This window comes from Pectobacterium hainanensis (assembly GCF_046237015.1).
GTDB lineage: Bacteria > Pseudomonadota > Gammaproteobacteria > Enterobacterales > Enterobacteriaceae > JBJYIN01.
Genome location: NZ_JBJYIN010000002.1, coordinates 120,114 through 138,152 on the forward strand (window position 1 = coordinate 120,114; position 18,039 = coordinate 138,152).

General features: G+C 49.6%; 14 protein-coding genes and 1 riboswitch. Of the genes, 4 read left to right on the forward strand and 10 right to left on the reverse strand.

The window, feature by feature from the left end; genetic code table 11:
- Window positions 1–177 precede the first annotated feature (177 nt).
- The 3 genes from ACKPVM_RS02680 to ACKPVM_RS02690 form a co-directional block, all read right to left on the reverse strand.
- Window positions 178–1,299: a 1-propanol dehydrogenase PduQ gene (locus ACKPVM_RS02680; RefSeq protein WP_409306679.1), complete on the reverse strand. Its 1,122-nt coding sequence runs from the start codon at window positions 1,297–1,299 to the stop codon at window positions 178–180.
- A gap of 266 nt (window positions 1,300–1,565) precedes the next feature.
- Complete coding sequence (locus tag ACKPVM_RS02685) at window positions 1,566–2,111, reverse strand: NADPH-dependent FMN reductase (protein ID WP_409306681.1); 546 nt, start codon at window positions 2,109–2,111, stop codon at window positions 1,566–1,568.
- Window positions 2,112–2,121: 10 nt separating this feature from the next.
- Complete coding sequence (locus tag ACKPVM_RS02690; RefSeq protein ID WP_409306683.1) at window positions 2,122–3,513, reverse strand: NAD-dependent succinate-semialdehyde dehydrogenase; 1,392 nt, start codon at window positions 3,511–3,513, stop codon at window positions 2,122–2,124.
- Between the two features lie 217 nt (window positions 3,514–3,730).
- Between ACKPVM_RS02690 and ACKPVM_RS02695 the strand changes: the two genes are divergently transcribed.
- Window positions 3,731–4,504 carry an IclR family transcriptional regulator gene (locus ACKPVM_RS02695; RefSeq protein ID WP_409306685.1) on the forward strand — a complete coding sequence of 258 codons (774 nt, stop codon included), beginning with the start codon at window positions 3,731–3,733 and terminating at the stop codon, window positions 4,502–4,504.
- Between the two features lie 149 nt (window positions 4,505–4,653).
- On the opposite strand, the gene ACKPVM_RS02700 is transcribed toward ACKPVM_RS02695, so the two are convergent.
- From ACKPVM_RS02700 to ACKPVM_RS02730, 7 genes are all read right to left on the reverse strand, one after another.
- Entirely contained in the window at window positions 4,654–5,679 is a 1,026-nt protein-coding gene (locus tag ACKPVM_RS02700) for a LacI family DNA-binding transcriptional regulator (RefSeq protein WP_409306686.1), read from the reverse strand.
- The gene (locus tag ACKPVM_RS02705; RefSeq protein WP_409306688.1) at window positions 5,669–7,108 is read right to left on the reverse strand and encodes an inositol monophosphatase family protein; all 1,440 of its coding nucleotides are present in this window, start codon (window positions 7,106–7,108) and stop codon (window positions 5,669–5,671) included. Before ACKPVM_RS02705 ends, ACKPVM_RS02700 begins: the two co-directional genes overlap by 11 nt.
- A 55-nt stretch (window positions 7,109–7,163) precedes the next feature.
- Complete coding sequence (locus ACKPVM_RS02710) at window positions 7,164–8,267, reverse strand: ABC transporter substrate-binding protein (RefSeq protein WP_409306690.1); 1,104 nt, start codon at window positions 8,265–8,267, stop codon at window positions 7,164–7,166.
- A 28-nt stretch (window positions 8,268–8,295) separates the two neighbouring features.
- Entirely contained in the window at window positions 8,296–9,375 is a 1,080-nt protein-coding gene (locus ACKPVM_RS02715) for an ABC transporter ATP-binding protein (protein WP_409306691.1), read from the reverse strand.
- A 1-nt stretch (window position 9,376) separates the two neighbouring features.
- Window positions 9,377–11,200: an ABC transporter permease gene (locus ACKPVM_RS02720; RefSeq protein WP_409306693.1), complete on the reverse strand. Its 1,824-nt coding sequence runs from the start codon at window positions 11,198–11,200 to the stop codon at window positions 9,377–9,379.
- A 328-nt stretch (window positions 11,201–11,528) separates the two neighbouring features.
- Window positions 11,529–12,827 carry an anaerobic C4-dicarboxylate transporter gene (locus tag ACKPVM_RS02725; protein WP_409306694.1) on the reverse strand — a complete coding sequence of 433 codons (1,299 nt, stop codon included), beginning with the start codon at window positions 12,825–12,827 and terminating at the stop codon, window positions 11,529–11,531.
- Window positions 12,828–13,223: 396 nt separating this feature from the next.
- Window positions 13,224–14,645, reverse strand: a complete 1,422-nt coding sequence (locus ACKPVM_RS02730; protein WP_409306695.1) for an aspartate ammonia-lyase — start codon at window positions 14,643–14,645, stop codon at window positions 13,224–13,226.
- 135 nt (window positions 14,646–14,780) lie between these two features.
- Between ACKPVM_RS02730 and ACKPVM_RS02735 the strand changes: the two genes are divergently transcribed.
- The 3 genes from ACKPVM_RS02735 to thiD all read left to right on the forward strand — a co-directional run bounded on the left by ACKPVM_RS02735 (window position 14,781) and on the right by thiD (window position 17,683).
- Complete coding sequence (locus ACKPVM_RS02735; protein ID WP_409306697.1) at window positions 14,781–15,707, forward strand: LysR family transcriptional regulator; 927 nt, start codon at window positions 14,781–14,783, stop codon at window positions 15,705–15,707.
- 245 nt (window positions 15,708–15,952) lie between these two features.
- Window positions 15,953–16,052, forward strand: a riboswitch (TPP riboswitch).
- A gap of 36 nt (window positions 16,053–16,088) precedes the next feature.
- On the forward strand, window positions 16,089–16,883 hold the full coding sequence (gene thiM / locus ACKPVM_RS02740) for a hydroxyethylthiazole kinase (protein ID WP_409306947.1): 795 nt from the start codon (window positions 16,089–16,091) through the stop codon (window positions 16,881–16,883).
- Window positions 16,880–17,683 (forward strand): bifunctional hydroxymethylpyrimidine kinase/phosphomethylpyrimidine kinase, encoded by an 804-nt coding sequence (thiD, locus tag ACKPVM_RS02745; RefSeq protein WP_409306699.1) that lies wholly within the window; start codon window positions 16,880–16,882, stop codon window positions 17,681–17,683. Before thiM ends, thiD begins: the two co-directional genes overlap by 4 nt.
- Window positions 17,684–18,039 lie beyond the last annotated feature (356 nt).

The following is an 18,039-nucleotide window of genomic DNA, read 5'->3' on the forward strand; positions in this document are numbered from 1 at the left end:
CAATTACCTGGTGTTATCTTGTTCACGACCGTTTGCTGAGAAGAGATGATCGAATGAAAAGCACTCAAACGATCGTCAACATCGGATCATCAACATAATCAATCCGGCGCGCTAAGTTTTGCTATTCAGGAGGACTTTATTGCCCTACTGATGCGATACAGGACAATTCCGTCCAGACTAGCCCGCAATTTGTGTGATTAAGCTATCCACATCATCGGGCGTCGGTGTGTGCGGGTTGGTGGCGGTGCATCCATCGGCCAATGCCGCCTGAATCAGACGTTGGCGATGCTGTGCCACATCGGCCTGACTAATATTCAATTCGCGCAACGTGGACGGAATGCCAAATCGACGGTTCATCATGCGGATAAGTTGAGTCAATTGCTGAATGCTCTCGCGTTTGTCGTCGCGGGTTGCGCCAAGCAGACGGGAGCAATGAGCATAGCGTTCCAGCGTGGTGGGGGACGCATGGGCAGCGTTGTAGTCAATCACTAGCGGCAGCAACATGGCGTTAATCTTGCCGTGTGGAATATGGAATATACCGCCCAGCGCATGGGCCATGCCATGAACCAGACCGAGCCCTGCGGCATTAAACGCCATGCCAGCCATACAGGATGCGTTATGCATTCTGGTTCGCGCGGCGAGATCTTTTTCATGCTCGAACACCTGCGGCAGATAATTCCAGACCAGCGAGATGGCTTTTTCCGCCAATGCATCGCTGAAATCATTTGCCGTAGAAGAGACGTAAGCCTCAATCGCGTGCGTGAGTACATCCATACCGGTATCAACCGCGACACCCCGTGGCACACTCAATACCAGATTGGGATCGAGGATAGCGATATCGGGTGATAGCTGATCAGAAACCAGTGGGTATTTTTGTCCATGTTCGGGATCGGAAATAATCGCGTAGTTTGTGACTTCGGAACCCGATCCGCTGGTGGTCGGAATGGCAATTAACGTGATGGCTTTTTTCGGGCAATATTCCTGTAATGTCACTCTGATGCCTTTTGCTGCATCCAGTGATGAACCACCACCGAGCGCGATAATGACATCGGGTTGAAATGACTTGAACTGCGTCGCACCGGCTTGCAGGATGCCCACATCGGGATCGGGTTTAACATCACCGAAAATCTCGATGTGAGCATCTGGCATAAAACCGGCCAAATAGTCCGCTTTCCCTGACTTAACCATGAAGGCATCGGTCACGATAGCGACGTTTTTCCCGTTGAAATCACGCAGTGCCTCGGTCGCGTCCTCACCAAAATAAACGCGCGGATTGGCAAATAATAAAGGATTTTTCATGCTGGTCTGGCTGCCTCTGTTCTCATTCGGCCGTTACCGTAGCATGTAGGGAAAATAGGTCTGTAGCGGTGGGATTGTTCAGTAGTTGGATTCTTTTGTCTTATGTTCACTCACAAATCAAAATAATCCATGGTTTGTCGCCTGATGAGAAAATCATCGTGGTAGTGACAAGATGGATAGGGGGAGAGCGTTTGTGCAGCAATGATTTAGCGATGCCAGAAGGAAAAATGGCCCGGATGGATGGCCGGGCCAGAGGGTGAAGCGGATTATTTTTTCTGCGCGATAACGTCGGCGAGAGTTTTCATTTGCTCGGTAATCAAAGCAACGATTTTTTCATCTTTCAAGTTGCCCTGGTCATCAAAACCACCAGCAAACGCATTCGAGAACACTTCAGGTCTGTTCAACGGATGAATGTTCAGGAAAACGCAGGTCTGACGCAGGTGATACTGCGCACGAGACGTTCCCATACCGCCGCCGGCACCCATCAGCGCGGCGGGTTTGTCATTGAGTACATTGGTATCGGGCAGGCGGGAAAGCCAGTCAAGGATATTTTTCAGGGCAGGTGCCATGGAATAGTTATATTCCGTACAGGCGAAAACGAAGCCATCGGCCTCTTGTGCCTGACGAGCAATCCGCTGCACGGATTCAGGGATTTCGGTCAGATCGGCATTATAAAACGGAACATCCAGCAAATCGGCGATATTGAGCGATACACCAGACGGAAGAACCGACTGCGCGGCGCGAAGCAGTCCACGGTTGGTGGAGGTTTTACGCAGGCTGCCTGCGATACCCAATAATTTAATGGTACTCATTACGTTGTCCTTAAAATTCTGCATCAATATCGACAATAGAAATTAATTTGTGATTCACAAACTCTTTAATACCCAGCCCGGTGAGTTCGCGGCCATAGCCTGAGCGACGGACACCACCGAAAGGTAAGTCGGCTTTTACTCGCGTAGGATGGTTGATGTAGACCATCCCTGTAGAGATGCGTTTGGCCACTTCAGCACCGTGAGCCGTGTTGCGGGTGAAGACTGAACCACCAAGGCCGAACGGAGAGTCGTTAGCGATGTTGATCGCATCGTCTTCATCTTTAGCCCGAAACAGCATAGATACCGGACCGAAAAACTCCATGTGGTAGGCTGGGTTATCGGGAGTGATATCGGTTAGGATCGTGGGTTGAACGAAAGCGCCTTGTTGCGGTACTTTCGGGCCGACTTCCAGCGCAATGGCTCCGTGTGACACGGCCAACTGAATTTTTTGTTTCACTTCATCGGCGGCTTCCTGTGAAGAAAGCGGGGCGAGTGTGGTCTTTTCATCAAACGGGTCGCCTGCACGCAGCGCGGCCACGCCCGCGGTGTAGCGATCCAGAAATTCATCGTAGACGTCATCAACAATGATCATGCGTTTAGAGGAAACACAGACCTGACCACCATTCCAGTGACGACCAAACACCGCCCATTTTGCGGTTTTCTCTAAATCGGCATCGGCCAGAACAACAAAGGCATCGGCACCGCCGAGTTCCAGCGTTGATTTTTTCAGCGCTTTCGCGGCTTGTTGGGCTACGGTTGCCCCCGCACCTTCTGAACCGGTCAATGCGACACCGTGGACGCGTGGATCGTTTAGGATCATTTCGATGTGTTTGCGGTTGGCGTAGAGATTGGTGAAAGCACCTTCCGGCAGACCCGCATCTTTCATTAATTTTTCAAACCGGGCCGCGCTTTGCGGTACGTTCGACGCATGTTTCAGCAGAATGGTATTACCTGCGGAAAGTTGCGGGGCAATAATGCGAGCGATCTGGTAATACGGGAAGTTCCAGGGTTCGATCGCCAACAAAACGCCTAATGGTTCATGAACAATCTGTGCCGTCGCTTCTTTTGGATTGGCGACAGGAAGTGTTTCAGGTGCCAGCAGGCGTTCTGCGTTGTGAACATAATATTCAAAGATTTGAGCGGATAATTCGATTTCAGCATGGGCTTCGCCAATCAGTTTACCCATTTCCAGCGTGAGTAAACGGGCAAATTCGTCCTTTTGCTGGCGCAGCAGATCGGCGGCTTTTTGTAAGATAGCGGCCCGTGTTGAAAAAGAGGTCTCTTTCCAGCCAAGAAAAGCAAGGTGTGCCTTCGTGATAGCGTCAGTGACAAAAGCGTCTGTCGCGTCAGGGAACGTCTTGATGACTTCACCCGTGTACGGGTTGGTTGTTGCATATCCCACTGTAAACCTCCTGAAAACAAGCTATTCAAAAGTATGATGCTCACATGGATGTCGGCGATGGTTTTACCTGTAGTGAGGCAGAACATACCGAAGATTGGCGCTTTTTCGCTGTCGTGATAGACAAGGATGCGTATCACTGCGCCATCAAGTTATAATATACACTTAGTGAAAAACAATACAATATTAACCACAATGCGGTACATCGGGTGAAATGGTGATGAAAAAGACGCAAGGTATTCAGGTCATTTCGAGAGCAATTAAGATACTACGCTTATTGAATGAGCGGGGCACCAGTCTGGGAGAACTCGCTCGCATGAGCGATTTACCTCGCTCAACCGTACAGCGCATCGTCGACACGTTAGCGGCGGAGAATCTGGTGGAAACCGGGGTATGCGGTGTCCGCCTGGGCTGGGGACTCAGTGAACTTGCGAAAAATGCCTATTCCGATGTGGTGGCACAGTTGCGGCACCCGCTTGAGGTACTGTTTGAGAAAACGCGGGAGACGGTTGATATTTCAACTTATCACGGGCGCGAGGTGATCTTTTTGGATCGTATCGTCAGCGATCAGGCCGTGCGTGTGGTGCCGGTGTACGATCGACCAAAACCGGTTTATGCGATGGCGAATGGGAAAGCGATGCTGTCCTTGCTGACGGATGAGCAGATTGTTGCCATGTTGAATAATCAAATCCCTGCTCTAACCCAGCATACGGTGGTCGATATTCCAACGTTGCTTAAGCAGATTGCCGAGGTTCGCGCCACGGGTTTTTCACTTGATATCGAGGAACATGCGGAAGGCGTTTGCGCCGTGGGAATCCCGCTTGCGATACCGGGGCAACCGGCTCATGCGCTATCCGTGGTGATGCCGTCTTATCGTTTTAATGAGCGGCTTCCCAGCATTAAAAGCGCATTATTTGCGGCACAAACGGCATGCATGACCATCCTGCAACCCAAAGCGGTACGCGGTGGAAAATGTGATATCAGGGGCGAGTAAGTGGACTATTTTCGTTATGTTCTCAAAGCGCTAGGGCGTTAAGGGAACGATGTGATTAGAGGCACCGTAAGGCGACGATTTTATGGTGTTAATGCCTGTTATTCCCATGGCGGGGCAGGCATTGATTTTGGCTAGGAATAGACAGCATTTTAATCCACTGCCTTGCGTAGCGTTGTGCGTAAGACGGGTAATGCCTGAAACAGCCGTCTGTAGGGGATGTCTTTGGTCGGGGCAAGTAGTCGTTCACAGGTCGCTTCGGCCATTTCCGCCAGTGGTTGGGTGAAGGTTGTCAGTTGATAGCTCAGCCAGCTCGCCTGTTCGATATCATCAAAACCAATGATGCTGATATCTTCTGGGATCTTAAGGCCAAATTCATGCCGTGCGGCATCGATAAACCCGCAGGCGATGAGGTCTGTGACGCAAAACACACCATCTGGCCGTGACTCACGTTTTAACAGTTCCCGCGCTGCGATAACGCCAGTCTGGTAGCTGGTATTGCCTGCTCTGATCAGCGGAACACTTATCTTTGCTTTGGCCGCGGCTTCGAGAAAGCGAGTTTCGCGGATCACCATGCTGGGTGAACGGGTAGACGAGGAGACGAGAGCAATATTCTGACATCCTGCGGTGAGAAACAGGTTAAATGCGACATCCATTGTTGAACTGTAGTCAATTTCAATATTATCGGCTCCCGCGAATTGCCCCATTCGGTTTATCAGGACGACTTGCTGTCCGCTTTGTAGGCAAATTTCGATCAGCGAACTGGGGGGGCTTCCCGATAAAACGATGGTCGCAGTTGAACGGTAGTTCAATGTTTGTTGCAACGCTTCTCTGGCATTTTCTTCGCCATCATCGGTGTTAATGACCATTACTGCCCGTCCAGCTCTGCTCAGGCGGCGGGTGAGGTGTTCAAGTAAGCTGGATTGGTAGGGGGAAGCCAGGTTACCACCGAGAATACAGACCGGGCGGCTGGCTTCTTTGGAAAGGCCGCGAGCAAGATGGTTGACGTGGTAGTTGAGCGTTTGGGCCGCCGCGAGGACTTTACACCGAGTTTCTGCCGAAACGCTGCTGCCAGGGGTAAATGTACGTGAAACTGCCGAACGTGAGACTCCCGCCAGACGAGCGACTTCGGTGGCGCTGGCAAATCGGCTGTGTTTACTCTGATTATTATTGCTCATTACACCATTCCGCCGTGGTTAATCGCTTTTCGCGTGCAATCCCCTGTTCGGCCAGACGAATCAGTGACGGTTTTGGCGCTTCGAACCATTCATCAGGATGCAGTTGTCGTTTATTGCGGATCAGCGCGATAGCGTCTTCCAGCGTTGGATAAAGTGTGGGGCATTCCAGATGCATAAATAGTGCGACCAGCGCCACGGAACGGCTACGTCCTCCACGACAATTCACCAGAATATTGCCGCGTTTTCGGTTCTGATAAGAGGGTTTATCGGGAATATGCTGTAATAATGCTGAGCGCATCAGTTGATAACCTGCGTGCAGCATTTCAGGCGCATTACCATCACCATCAACCAGGCCGAGTTTATAATAACGAACCGGTCCTGAACCGTGGGGAAGCAGATGTGTCGCTGTTGCGCTCTCCGGTGTATTCACCCAATCTATATCGAGATTAACGGCGCAATTGATCACGATACCGATATCGTGCGTTGCCAATAGCGCCGCATCGCACGCGCCGCAGGTGCCACCGATATAGATATTCATACCCCAGCCAGGAAAATCTTCAGCGATAAGGCTGATTGCCGGGTGAATAAAGTGCGTCGCAACCGGTTTATCGGGTGACGGCGATGTGCTTTCTGTCGCTAATGGAATACTCGCCGCACGGGCCAACGGTGCGGCGATCCCCGGTGCGGCGGCAAGAACGGGCAAACCATTGAACAGCCCTTCTGCATCGCTGGGAATACAGCTGGTGTAGCCACCAGCTTCACGAACCAGCAGCAATCCGGCAAGGCAATCCCAGACGTTCATATGAATTTCGACATAACCATCGGTACGTCCCTCTGCCACCCATGCGAGTGCCAGCGCCCCCGAGCCCCCGCGACGAACGCTGGCACCCAGATTGAGCATGGCGGCCATCATATCCAGATAGCGGCGCTGACCGTGGCGGGAAGACCAGCCCAGTTCAAAGGTGGCTCGCCGTGTGTCGGTTGTGTCGGCACACCGGAGTGGGCGATCGTTCTTGAGAGCGTAATGTCCGCGACGTGCCAGATAGCAATCCTGGCTGACGGGATTATAAATGGCACCAAGTTCGGTGACACCGTTGCATACCCAGGCTATGCAGACGCAGAAATGGGGGATACCACGAGCAAAATTGGCGGTACCGTCGATCGGATCTACCACCCACAAACTATCCGCGCTGGCAGGCTGGCTGGCAGATTCTTCTCCCAGAATAAGATCATTGGGGAAAGCGTCGGCAATTGTCCGAAAGATCAGTTTTTCCACGAGGGTATCGGCTTCCGTGAGAATATCCTGATGACCTTTAAGTTCGTATTCGCCGGCTTTCCGTGAGTGAAAATATTGCAGGGCCATGTCACCCGCTTCGATAATTATGCGCTGTAATAATGCAGCCCGCTGTTCAATATCAATGTTGGTCAAAGCGATTCGCCTGTTCGTAAATGGAAGTCAATTGTCTAATGTATTGAATTTTTAATTATTTTTTATAACTTAGTCTCCAAATATCCTGCCAGTCCTGTCGGCTTTTCCAGTCGTCTTTGGCCGTCACGGTGAGGTATTCCATCAATTCTGAATGATATTGTTCGATCCCCGAGGCTTCATCGGCAGGCAGCTTTATCGCCTGATTAGTCGACATTTTTCCATCCACGCCTTGTGGCGCGATCCCTTCGGCTGTCAGTAGATAGTGAATAAAGAGTTTTGCGGTATTGGGGCTGTGACTCCCCGTCGCTATCACGCCGAGGCTAGGGTAATTCCAGCCGATAAACGGTTTGAGCCCGTGGCACAGGCCCAGTTTCATCCCTTGCTTGTTATCACGGAATTTAGCGGTTGAAACCAGACCGATAAAATCGGTTTTCCCATCTGGTGCGCCAATGGCGGACGCCGCATCGTTATCGGAATGAGTGAGTAAGACGCGATTCCCTGCCAATGCCTTCACAAAGGCAGCCGTGGCGGATTTTTCATCGGTTTGCAGTGGTTCACCAAATTCCTGCTGATAAGCGTCGCGCATTTGCTGATCATAATGGGTTTCCATTTGGCTGAACCAATCCGTATAGGCCGGCTTACCGGTGGGATCCTGCATCGTGACTCGACCACGCCACTGGGCGCGGGTGAGTTGCCAGATATTGTTCACCGGACAGGCTGTGTGGTGTGCCGTGTTGTAAGCGAGCACGTTGGGAGCCAGTACCACTGTCAGCGGATTTTGATAGCGATCGGCAATATTGCTTTTCAGATCATCCGGAATCCAACTTTGAACATAACCTTTATTAAGCAATTGCGTGATCCCTGCTGGCGCATCCTCAATAATGGCTACATCGGCTCTGACGTTCTTGGCCTGTGCTTCACGGCTAATAATTTCAATGATTTGTGGCGCATTGGCTTTTACGCCCGTGGCGCTAATTTCATACTGCTCGCTGAAGGCTTTAGCCTGTTGAACAATTTTCCCGGTAGAGGCGTAAACGGTGATAGGTTGCTCTTTTTGGGCTGCGGCGATCAACGTCTGGAGATCGAAGTTTTCTGCATGGGCTAGTGGAGCCGTGAGTAATCCACTGGCGATGAATACGGCGATTAATTTTCTGTTCATCTCGGTTCCTTAGTATAAATAATAAGATTTAGTTCGCTGAAACGTCGTGACGTAGCCCATTACTGTTGAAAAAGTGCAGGGAGTGGGTCGGTAATTGGCAATGCACCTGCTGATTTGTCTGCCAGCGAGGTCGTTGCTGCGTGGAGTGGAATAGACGATCGTTTCCCGTCACCAGTTCAATGATCCAACTGCCGCCGGTCGGCATGATGTTATCGATAGTCATCGGCACACTGTTGGTTTCCGCTTCTGTGCTGAGCACGATCTCCTCCGGGCGAATACCGCAGACCTGGGCATGCTTATGCAGAGTGAAGCGTTGCTGAAGGTGCTGTGCCAAATGACTTAATGGCAGATGCAGCGGGATCATATTGAGCTTGGGTGTGCCGATAAATTCGGCGACGAAACGGTTGGCGGGGGAGGCATAAATCTCATCCGGCGTACCGACCTGTTGCATATGGCCCGCGCTCATGACCGCAATGGTGGTGGCGAGAGTCATCGCCTCCCACTGATCGTGGCTGACAAACACTATCGTGGTGCCAAAGGTTTCATGCAGACGTCGCAGTTCGGCGCGCATCTCCAGACGCAGTGTGGCATCCAGGTTGGAGAGAGGTTCATCAAGCAACAGCACGCCAGGATTGACGGCCAGCATTCGCGCGAGGGCAACACGCTGCTGTTGCCCACCCGATAGTTGTGCCGGATAACGTTTGGCATAGTCTGCAATACGCAGTTTTTCCATCACGTCCTGGCTACGAGCAATGCGTTCCTGTGCGGAGACTTTTTGCAAGCGAAGGCCGAAATCGACGTTTTGTTCGACGGTCATGTGGGGCCAGAGCGCGTAGCTTTGGAACACTAAACCGATACCGCGTTTTTCCGGTGGTACGTAGATACCCTGAGCGACAGAATCTACAATCTTGTCGCCGATGATGATTTCGCCACTACTGGCGTGCTCAATACCGGCAATCATACGTAAAATAGTGGTTTTACCGCAGCCGGATGGTCCTAACAAACACATAAACTCGCCGTCCTTGACGGTCAGATTGATGCGATTCACCGCCGGAGTATCGCTACCGGGATAGGTTTTTGTGAGGTGAGTTAAATGAATAGAGGGCATGTTATTTCTCCAGTCCTTCAGCCAGACCAGTGCCGGTAATTTTCTGAATCATCACCGTGCCGGCCCATGAAATGAGCGCGATCATCAGCACGACGGCATTTGCAGCCTGCTGGTAGTTGTAGTCAATCAGACGCAGGGAATAGGTTGTCAGCACGTCGGTTGCGGGCGTAGCGAGGATGACAAACAGGCTGACGCCCTTAATCCCCGAAATAAACGGCAACAGGATACCGGTCGCCAGCGGGGCCGCCTGAATAGGAATAACGATGCGGCGAACTCGGGCAAACCAGCCAGCGCCGGCGATCCGTGCCGCTTCTTCGGCTTCTTTCCCTAATTGCGTCATTGCAGCGATGCCGGAGCGACTGGCATAAGGCATTTTTTCCGCAATCAGCGCGAGCACCAAAATCAGCGGTGTACCGTATAGCGCAGGGATTGGCCCCCTAGCCACCGCGAACAATGAAAGGAACGCAGTGGCGAAAGCAATGCCGGGCACCAGATATGGCAGGAAAGTCATTTGGCGCAACAAGGCCGCTATCCAATGGAAGTGACAGCGCATGACGGCATAGCCGACCAAGAGCCCTAGTACGCCGCAGGCAATGGAGGCCGAACCGACGATAATCAGCGTGTTCCACACCGTATGCCAGAATTCCGGCGTCAGCAGAATACCGTTATGCAGTGCGACCGTATCGAGGTTATGGCCTATCCAGTAAGCCAGTGTGAAATTATCGGCGGTAAATCGGCCTGGTAGCGTCATCACCGTGGAAAGGAACAGTGTCAGCAGGGGAATGACGACACCCAGGAGTACAAATGCCAGCGGTATTGCCGCCGCAATAATACGCCAGTGTCCCAATTGGTGCTGGCGTTCCATGACGCCCTTGCCGCCGACGGTGACAAAGCGTTTTGCCTCACGCAACATTTTCATATCTAGCATCAGGGTGATCATGCCCATCAACATAATGACGGTCGCGATGACCGCCGCTACGCCTGACTGACGAGTGCTGATCGCCTGATAAAGGCCGGTAGAAAGCGTATCAAAATGAACCGGGAGACCAAGAATATAGGGTAAGGCAAACTCACCGATGCAATCGGCAAAAATCAACAGAGCGGCGGATAGCAGGGCTGGACGCACTAAGGGGATAATGATTTTGAACGTAATCACATGGCGTGAAGCCCCCAAAACTTGGGCGCATTCTTCCATTTGGCTATCCATGCGTCGCAGTGCGTTGCCGACAATCAGAATGACCAGCGGTGTGTAGTGTAGGATCATGATGACAACAATGGGGACATAGCCATAGGCCATCCAGTTTGGCGTCTGGATACCCATCGCTTCCAGCCACCCCGGTTGGCCGCCGATCGAGTGATTTTTAAAGAGCGTGGTCCACGCCAGTGCGAAGGTCCAGGAAGGCAACATAAATGGCACGATAAGCAGGGTAGCAAACCATTTTCTGCCCGCAATATTGGTACGATTGATGAGCCAGGCGAGTGTCACACCAACGATCAGTGCACCGATAACGGTACTCAGAGCAACGGCCAGCGTGTTGAGTAACGGCGTCCACAGTAATAGATCGGACATTCGTGAACTCAGCGTGCGTAGCAGATAATAGGTAGTGAGTGCTCCCTCTGCGGCGTCAGTACGGCTTTCGTCACCGCTCTGCACCCGTACTGCGTTGAGCAGAACAGAGAGTATCGGGGCCAGAATTATCCAGCTAAAGAGCATCACCAGTAGTGCGCCCAGCAGATTGGCGGGTTCGTGACTAACAATAGACAGCGTATGGCGGAATTTATGCCATGCTATTTTGCTGCGGCGGGTTTCGGCTTGGTAAGACACTGATTCAATCCCTGGCTGTTGGTGACAGGCAGGACTATATCGGTGCAATGTTACAGTCTTGCGAATTTTTTGCACATATGTGCAATTATCTCCATTAATCTATTTACGGCCGCATTCTGCACGTTTTTTCCGTCTCGTTCAGAGGGGAATGGCTCAGTATTTTCAATACGCCGAACGTTGCAGGAACCATGACATGGTGCTGTCATGGCGCCTGATATATCGGTTTTCAGTAAGATCGCTTTAGCGGCATCATGCCAGGCCGATCTGTGATAAACGGTTTGTGGAAGATGACGACAATAAAAATAGAGGGTTTTCTTTGTTTCTCGGTTTACATGATGAATTTTGAAAGCACGAAGCCAAAAGGCACTGCACAGACGATGGATAAACATCCTGGTAAAAAGAATGGATGATTAATGATTTTGGAACCGTTCCATCGATTACTCATAAACGATCCGGTGTCATCCGTTGAAATCGCGAATGCCGTGGTAGGGTAGATGTTGGTAATATATAGCGCACTCACCGCGACAAAACTGGCCAATATTGCATTGGGGCTGATCCCTATTGACGCGGCGACAGGCATGAGTAACGCGCTGGTTGCCCCCTGACTAAAAAGCATCGCGCTGGTGCAGAAAAAGATCACAGCCAGCAAAGCCGGATATTCTTGTAGAAACTCACTGGCAACATATTTTATGTCTTCCAGATGAGCGCCGATGATTGTACTGCTCAGCCAGACGATACCTAATACGACGACTAATGACTCGGTGCCTGATTTAAATAAAGCCGTATTTTTGATTTCTTTGATATCCAGTTTACAGTAACACACGGTCAGCGTTGAAATGATAAACATCGTAATAATGATAAGATCACGGGAGTTAATACTATGCTTTATGATATTTTTGAAAAGCAGCATACAGACGACAAAAACAACACCTGATAAAAAGATAGCAACAGAATACTTCGCACTTTTCTTAATTTGGCAATCGTTGTGCGTATGCAAATTAATCAAATTATCCTGTACCATTTTCTGATAAATAGGATCCTCTGCCAGGCAGACTCCCTGTTTACTGGCAATAAACGATGCGACCAACATGGCAAATAATGCCGTTGGAAAGATGACCAGCATGGCATGACCAAAAGGAACGCCCATACTTTCCACTGTCACATACATAATCGCCGTTGCTGCGGAAATCGGGGAGGCGGTAATCCCCAACTGTGATGCTACTACGGCTGAACTTAGCGGTTGGCTGGGCCTGATACCATTATCTTTAGCGACCTCCTGAATAACATTCAGAACCGACATGGCGGTATAACCGGTTCCGGATAAAACGGTTAATATAAAGGTTACACTTGGTGCGAGAATATTAAGGTATTTAGGATTATTACGTAATATTCTTTCTGTTATGGAGACTAAATAATCCATTCCTCCAGCCAATTGCATCACTGCTAACGCCATAATCGTTGCCAGAATAATAAGCATGACATCAACAGGAGGGGAGCCAGCCGGGATACCCAATATAAATACAGCGATACCTAATCCCACACCACCGGCAAAGCCAACACCCATCCCACCCCATCGAGCGGCAAGCATAATGGCGCCTAATAATAGAAAAATATGTATGATTATCATATATTCACCATGGAATTTAATGTGTTTATACCCGTCATACTTCAAGTTGCTTGTGCGTTGGCTGCGCTCACTCACCCGAATCACTTACTCAAGTAAGCTCATCGGGATTCCCTCACTTGCCGCCTTCATGCAACTCGAATTATTTTGGGTATATTGTTATGGGAATTAAAGCGTAATGAGCATTGGGTCACGCTCATTACATTTATATCCGTCATCTACCCGTCATACTTCAAGTTGCATGTACGTTGGCTACGCTCGTATTTGATTCATTCATAAGCCTCGCATTGACGGGCCAATGCATTGCATCGTTCAAAGCAATAACGGTTTGCCCTGAAACTTGAAGTATTTAGGGTATATATATAATTAAAAAATAAATATTACGGTTATTGGTCTGAATTATTTTTCAGACTGGTAACGTTTAATCGCCGCTGTACTTTTCTTGGGATCGGTCATAGTCATAGGATCAAGAAGATAATCGGCTTGTTCCGGCGTCAGTAATTTCTCGGATAAAACGGCTTCCCTTACGCTGCATTTTTTCTCATAAGCCATTTTGGCAATACGAGTGCCAACCTGATAACCGAACAGGGTTGATATGATCGTGGCCAGCGCGGTACTTTCATGTGCGTAGCGAGTGCTGACTTCTTCGTTGATTTCAATTCCCTGAAGGCATTTTTCAATAAAGAGCGGAATGACATTAATCAGAAGGGAACACGATTCAAATAATGCTTTGAGAATAACGGGTTCCCACACATTTAAATCCAGTTCTCCACCTTCTACCGCCATCGTTACCGCCAGATCGTTACCAATGACCTGATAAGCGATTTGGTTGACCAACTCGGGCATCACGGGATTAATTTTGCCTGGCATGATGGAGGAACCTGGTTGGACTGCGGGTACTTTGATTTCATTAAAGCCTGCGCGCGGGCCAGATCCCTGAATACGGAAATCGGTTGCCATTTTGGACATAAATGCGGCAATTTTTTTAAGCTGAGCGGAGATTTCAAGATAAAAATCACCGTTCTGGAGTCCATCAAAAAAATCCTCTTCCGGGTAATATTTTTCTCCTGTAACTTTCTCAAGCCATTGGTAAACGGCAGTGATATACCCCTCATGTGTAGACAGCCCCGTTCCGATCGCCGTTGCGCCCAGAGGCAACGCCAGCGCATCTTCATTGGCCTGTATAAGCCGTTCTTTTAACCGGGTCACTTGTGTGCGATAGCCGCCAAATTGCTGTCCAAATGTCATTGGAACGGCATCTTGTAAACACGTCCGTCCTAGCTTGACCTTATTGGCAAAGGCTTGGCTCTTATCGGCTAAAGCTAATTCCAGTTTTTCTAATTCTGCCACCAAGCGTTTGACGTTGGTGCGACTGGTCATTTTCATTGCCGCTGGAATCACGTCATTCGTTGATTGTCCCATATTGACATGTGTATTGGGATGAACGGCGTCATAGCCAAGATTACCGGTCATGATTTCGTTCGCCCGGTTGGCAACCACTTCGTTCATATTCATGTTTGTTGATGTGCCACCGCCGCCCTGAAAAATATCAATGGGGAAATGCGAGTCAAATGCACCCTCCATCACTTCTTGTGATGCCTTAACGATTGCGACGGCTTTCTCTCCGTTCAGTGCGCCAATCTGTGCATTAGCCTGTGCAGCGGCTTGCTTGATCGCAGCAATTGACCATAAGAAATAGGGCGCATCGGCCGCTGTGCGACCAGAAACAGAAAAATTCAACACGGCCCGTTGAGTTTGAATTCCGTAGTAAGCATTCCGTGGTACCATTAAATTACCTAATAAATCTTTTTCTTCGCGCATATCAATATCTCCAGGATAAAAGTCGTTATCCACATTAGTTATGTGGCGTAGGATATAATTTGATCCAGTTCAAAGAAAAAAAAGCATTGGTAATATAGATAATCTTTATTAAAAAAATTAATAGTATGGCGGGATATGAAAGAGATAAATTTTGATTTTAAGCAGTTGCAGTCGTTTCTTGCTGTCACCGAGACGGGCTCATTCACGGCTGCCGCCAGAAAACTGAATTTGACACAGTCTTCTATCTCGCAGCAGATTGCCAATTTAGAGAATGCCCTCAAAACCGAGTTGATTAATCGTTCTCAACGCCCTATTCAGATGACGATTACCGGGCAGGCGCTGTATCAACTTGGAAAAAGGCTGATCAATGAAGGGGTCTACTTACAAGAGCATATTAATGCGATCAGGCAAGGACAGATTTCATATTTAAAAATTGGATTTGTCGACTCGATTAGTAAAACCGTAGGGCTTGATATTCTTAAAACGCTTCAACCAAAGGTTAAGCATGTTTACCAAATTACGGGAACGGCATCGGGTTTATTAGCGGCTTTAAACAAAGGGGAAATTAATCTGGCGGTGACCATGCTTCACACGGAAATACCCAGCGGTGTGAGAATATATCCTTTGATTGAAGAAGAATTTATGTGTGTCTGCCCTAAATCGTGGTCAGAAACCAGTTTGAACGCATTATGTAAAAACCGGGATTATATTGCGTATACCAGTGATACCCCAACGGGTGTGCAGACGCTTAACTGGTTGAAATGGAATAACTTCAATCCTAACATTCAATTTGAAATCAGCAATGCTGACGATATTATCAGACTCATTGCCTGTGGCTATGGTTGGACATTAACAACGCCGCTGTTTGTTTCTATTAATCCCTCATTTTTTGATGCGTTAAAGTTTATAGACATTAACCATCGTAAAGAGAATCGAAAAATTGTGTTGTTATGCCGGGATGACGAATTGTCTGATTTTTACAAAAGCCTTTCTATCGAGATCAAGGCTATTATGGAGAAAATGCTGGAGAATGATTTTTACAGTAAGATACGAATTGATTGATAGATCCTAAATAATTCAAATTATCTGTGTTATTTAAAATGATAATTTTTCTCTCCACTCGAATTATTCAGGATGTCTCTCATTTAATCCCGATGAGCTTACTCAAGTAAGTGAGCCGAGTAACGAGCGCAGCCAACGCACAGGCAACTTGAAGTATGACGGATATACCATGCAAACCGGATTTATCGGCAGAATGTACCGTCTGCTTGCTTTACGTACACCACTTACTTATGCTGCAACCGTAAGTACATGACTCGGGGTGCCCCTTTCTTGGTAAAGGGCTGAGAAATACCCGTATTACCTGAACTGGATAATGCCAGCGGAGGGAAGTCACGGTATTCCAGCCGGTTACCGCCTTCTTGAACGCCGGTTGGGAGAATGATGAACACTCGACCTGTCTCTTTATCCGTAGCCTGTACGGCTGCGTCATTAACGCAATTCCATGCTCGATCTCCGTTAGTCCACTGTCTGACCAATGATGTGGTGCAGTCGTTTACGGCGAATGTCTTATTGGCGTTAAACGCCTCGCCAGCCATGGTTGTCGATCCTGATGAGGCTGCTCAATTCAGTGCGTTAGCCGATGCGTTGTTAATTAACATCGGAACGCTGGAGCACGATCGCGCTGATGCTATGTTGGCAGCGATACAGAGTGCAAATCAGGCGGGGACGCCGTGGGTACTCGATCCTGTCGCCGTCGGCGGATTAACGTATCGAACGCGATTTGCTCATGAGTTGTTGACGCTGGCACCCGCGGCGATTCGCGGAAATGCCTCTGAGATCATGGCGCTGTCTGGCATGAATACGCAAGGGCGTGGCGTGGACAGCACCAGCGATTCGCTAAGTGCACTGCCTGCGGCACGTGAACTGGCTCGCCGTCTGTCTACGGTTGTTGCCGTTACGGGAGAAAGGGATTACGTAACGGATGGTCAACGGGATTTCTTGATCAGCGGCGGCGATAAAATGATGACTCGCGTCGTGGGAACCGGGTGCGCATTATCGGCGGTCGTTGCCGGGTTTTGCGCGCTTGAGGGCGACCGTTTACAACATGTTGCCGCTGCGTGCCATGTTATGTCGTTTGCAGGCGAGCGGGCAGCTTCATTGGCGCAAGGGCCGGGAAGCTTTATTCCGGCTTTTCTCGACCAGCTATATGGTTTACGTGCGGAGGCGTTGGTATGAAACGGATCAATGCTCTCTCGATTGCAGGTACCGATCCTAGCGGCGGTGCAGGTATCCAGGCCGATTTAAAAACGTTTTCCGCATTAGGGGCGTATGGCACCACGGTGATTACTGCGCTGGTGGCACAAAACACGCGCGGGGTGCAGTCGGTTTATCGCATCGAACCCGATTTCGTCGCGGCTCAGCTAGACTCGGTGCTCAGTGATGTTCGTATTGATAGCGCTAAAATTGGGATGCTGGCGGAGGCGGATATTGTCGAAGCCGTTGCTGAACGTCTCCAACATTACTCACTGCCTTATGTGGTGCTGGATACGGTCATGTTGGCGAAAAGCGGCGATCCGCTACTTTCTCCTGATGCGGTGGATTCCCTGCGGCGATCTCTGTTGCCTTTGGTGTCGCTCATTACGCCTAACTTACCGGAAGCCGCCGCTTTGCTGAATTGTTCGCCAGCGGCCAACGAGCAGGAGATGGTTGAGCAAGGAGAGGCTTTGCTATCACTAGGGTGTCATGCGGTGTTGATGAAGGGCGGACATTTGAGTGAAGAAGAAAGCCCGGATTGGTTATTCAGTCGTGATGCTCCACCGCTGCGTTTTACCTCTTCACGCGTGAATACCCGCCATACGCATGGTACGGGCTGTACACTCTCTGCGGCGTTGGCTGCGTTGCGTCCACGGCTGGCGTCCTGGCAGGAGACGGTGAGCGAGGCGAAAGCTTATCTGCAACAGGCCTTACAGCAGGCAGATTCACTCGAAGTAGGGCAGGGGATTGGGCCTGTACACCACTTCCATCGCTGGTGGTGAAGCCTATCGCACGACGTCTTATACTGGTCTTAAATCACAACCGGTCTTAAATCGTCGCTCAGATTCGATGCCGTCTTGCCAGTTATCTGGCAAGACATATCCTGCGATGATGTCCGTTCTATCAATCCTAATTAAATTAAGTGCTGAAACGCGTAGACATTCTGATGTGCGCTCGGTAATTTTTGGCAGATAGGTTAACAATCGGTGACATCAGGTTGCCGATTTTCTGACATATCGAGAACGTACACTTGCCGGATAAGCAAGACAATAACAAGAACAACTTACCTTTCATCGTAAACCTGCCTTTAATGGCAAACCTGTCTTTAAATGGCAAATAATGTAATGGGTATGAGGGA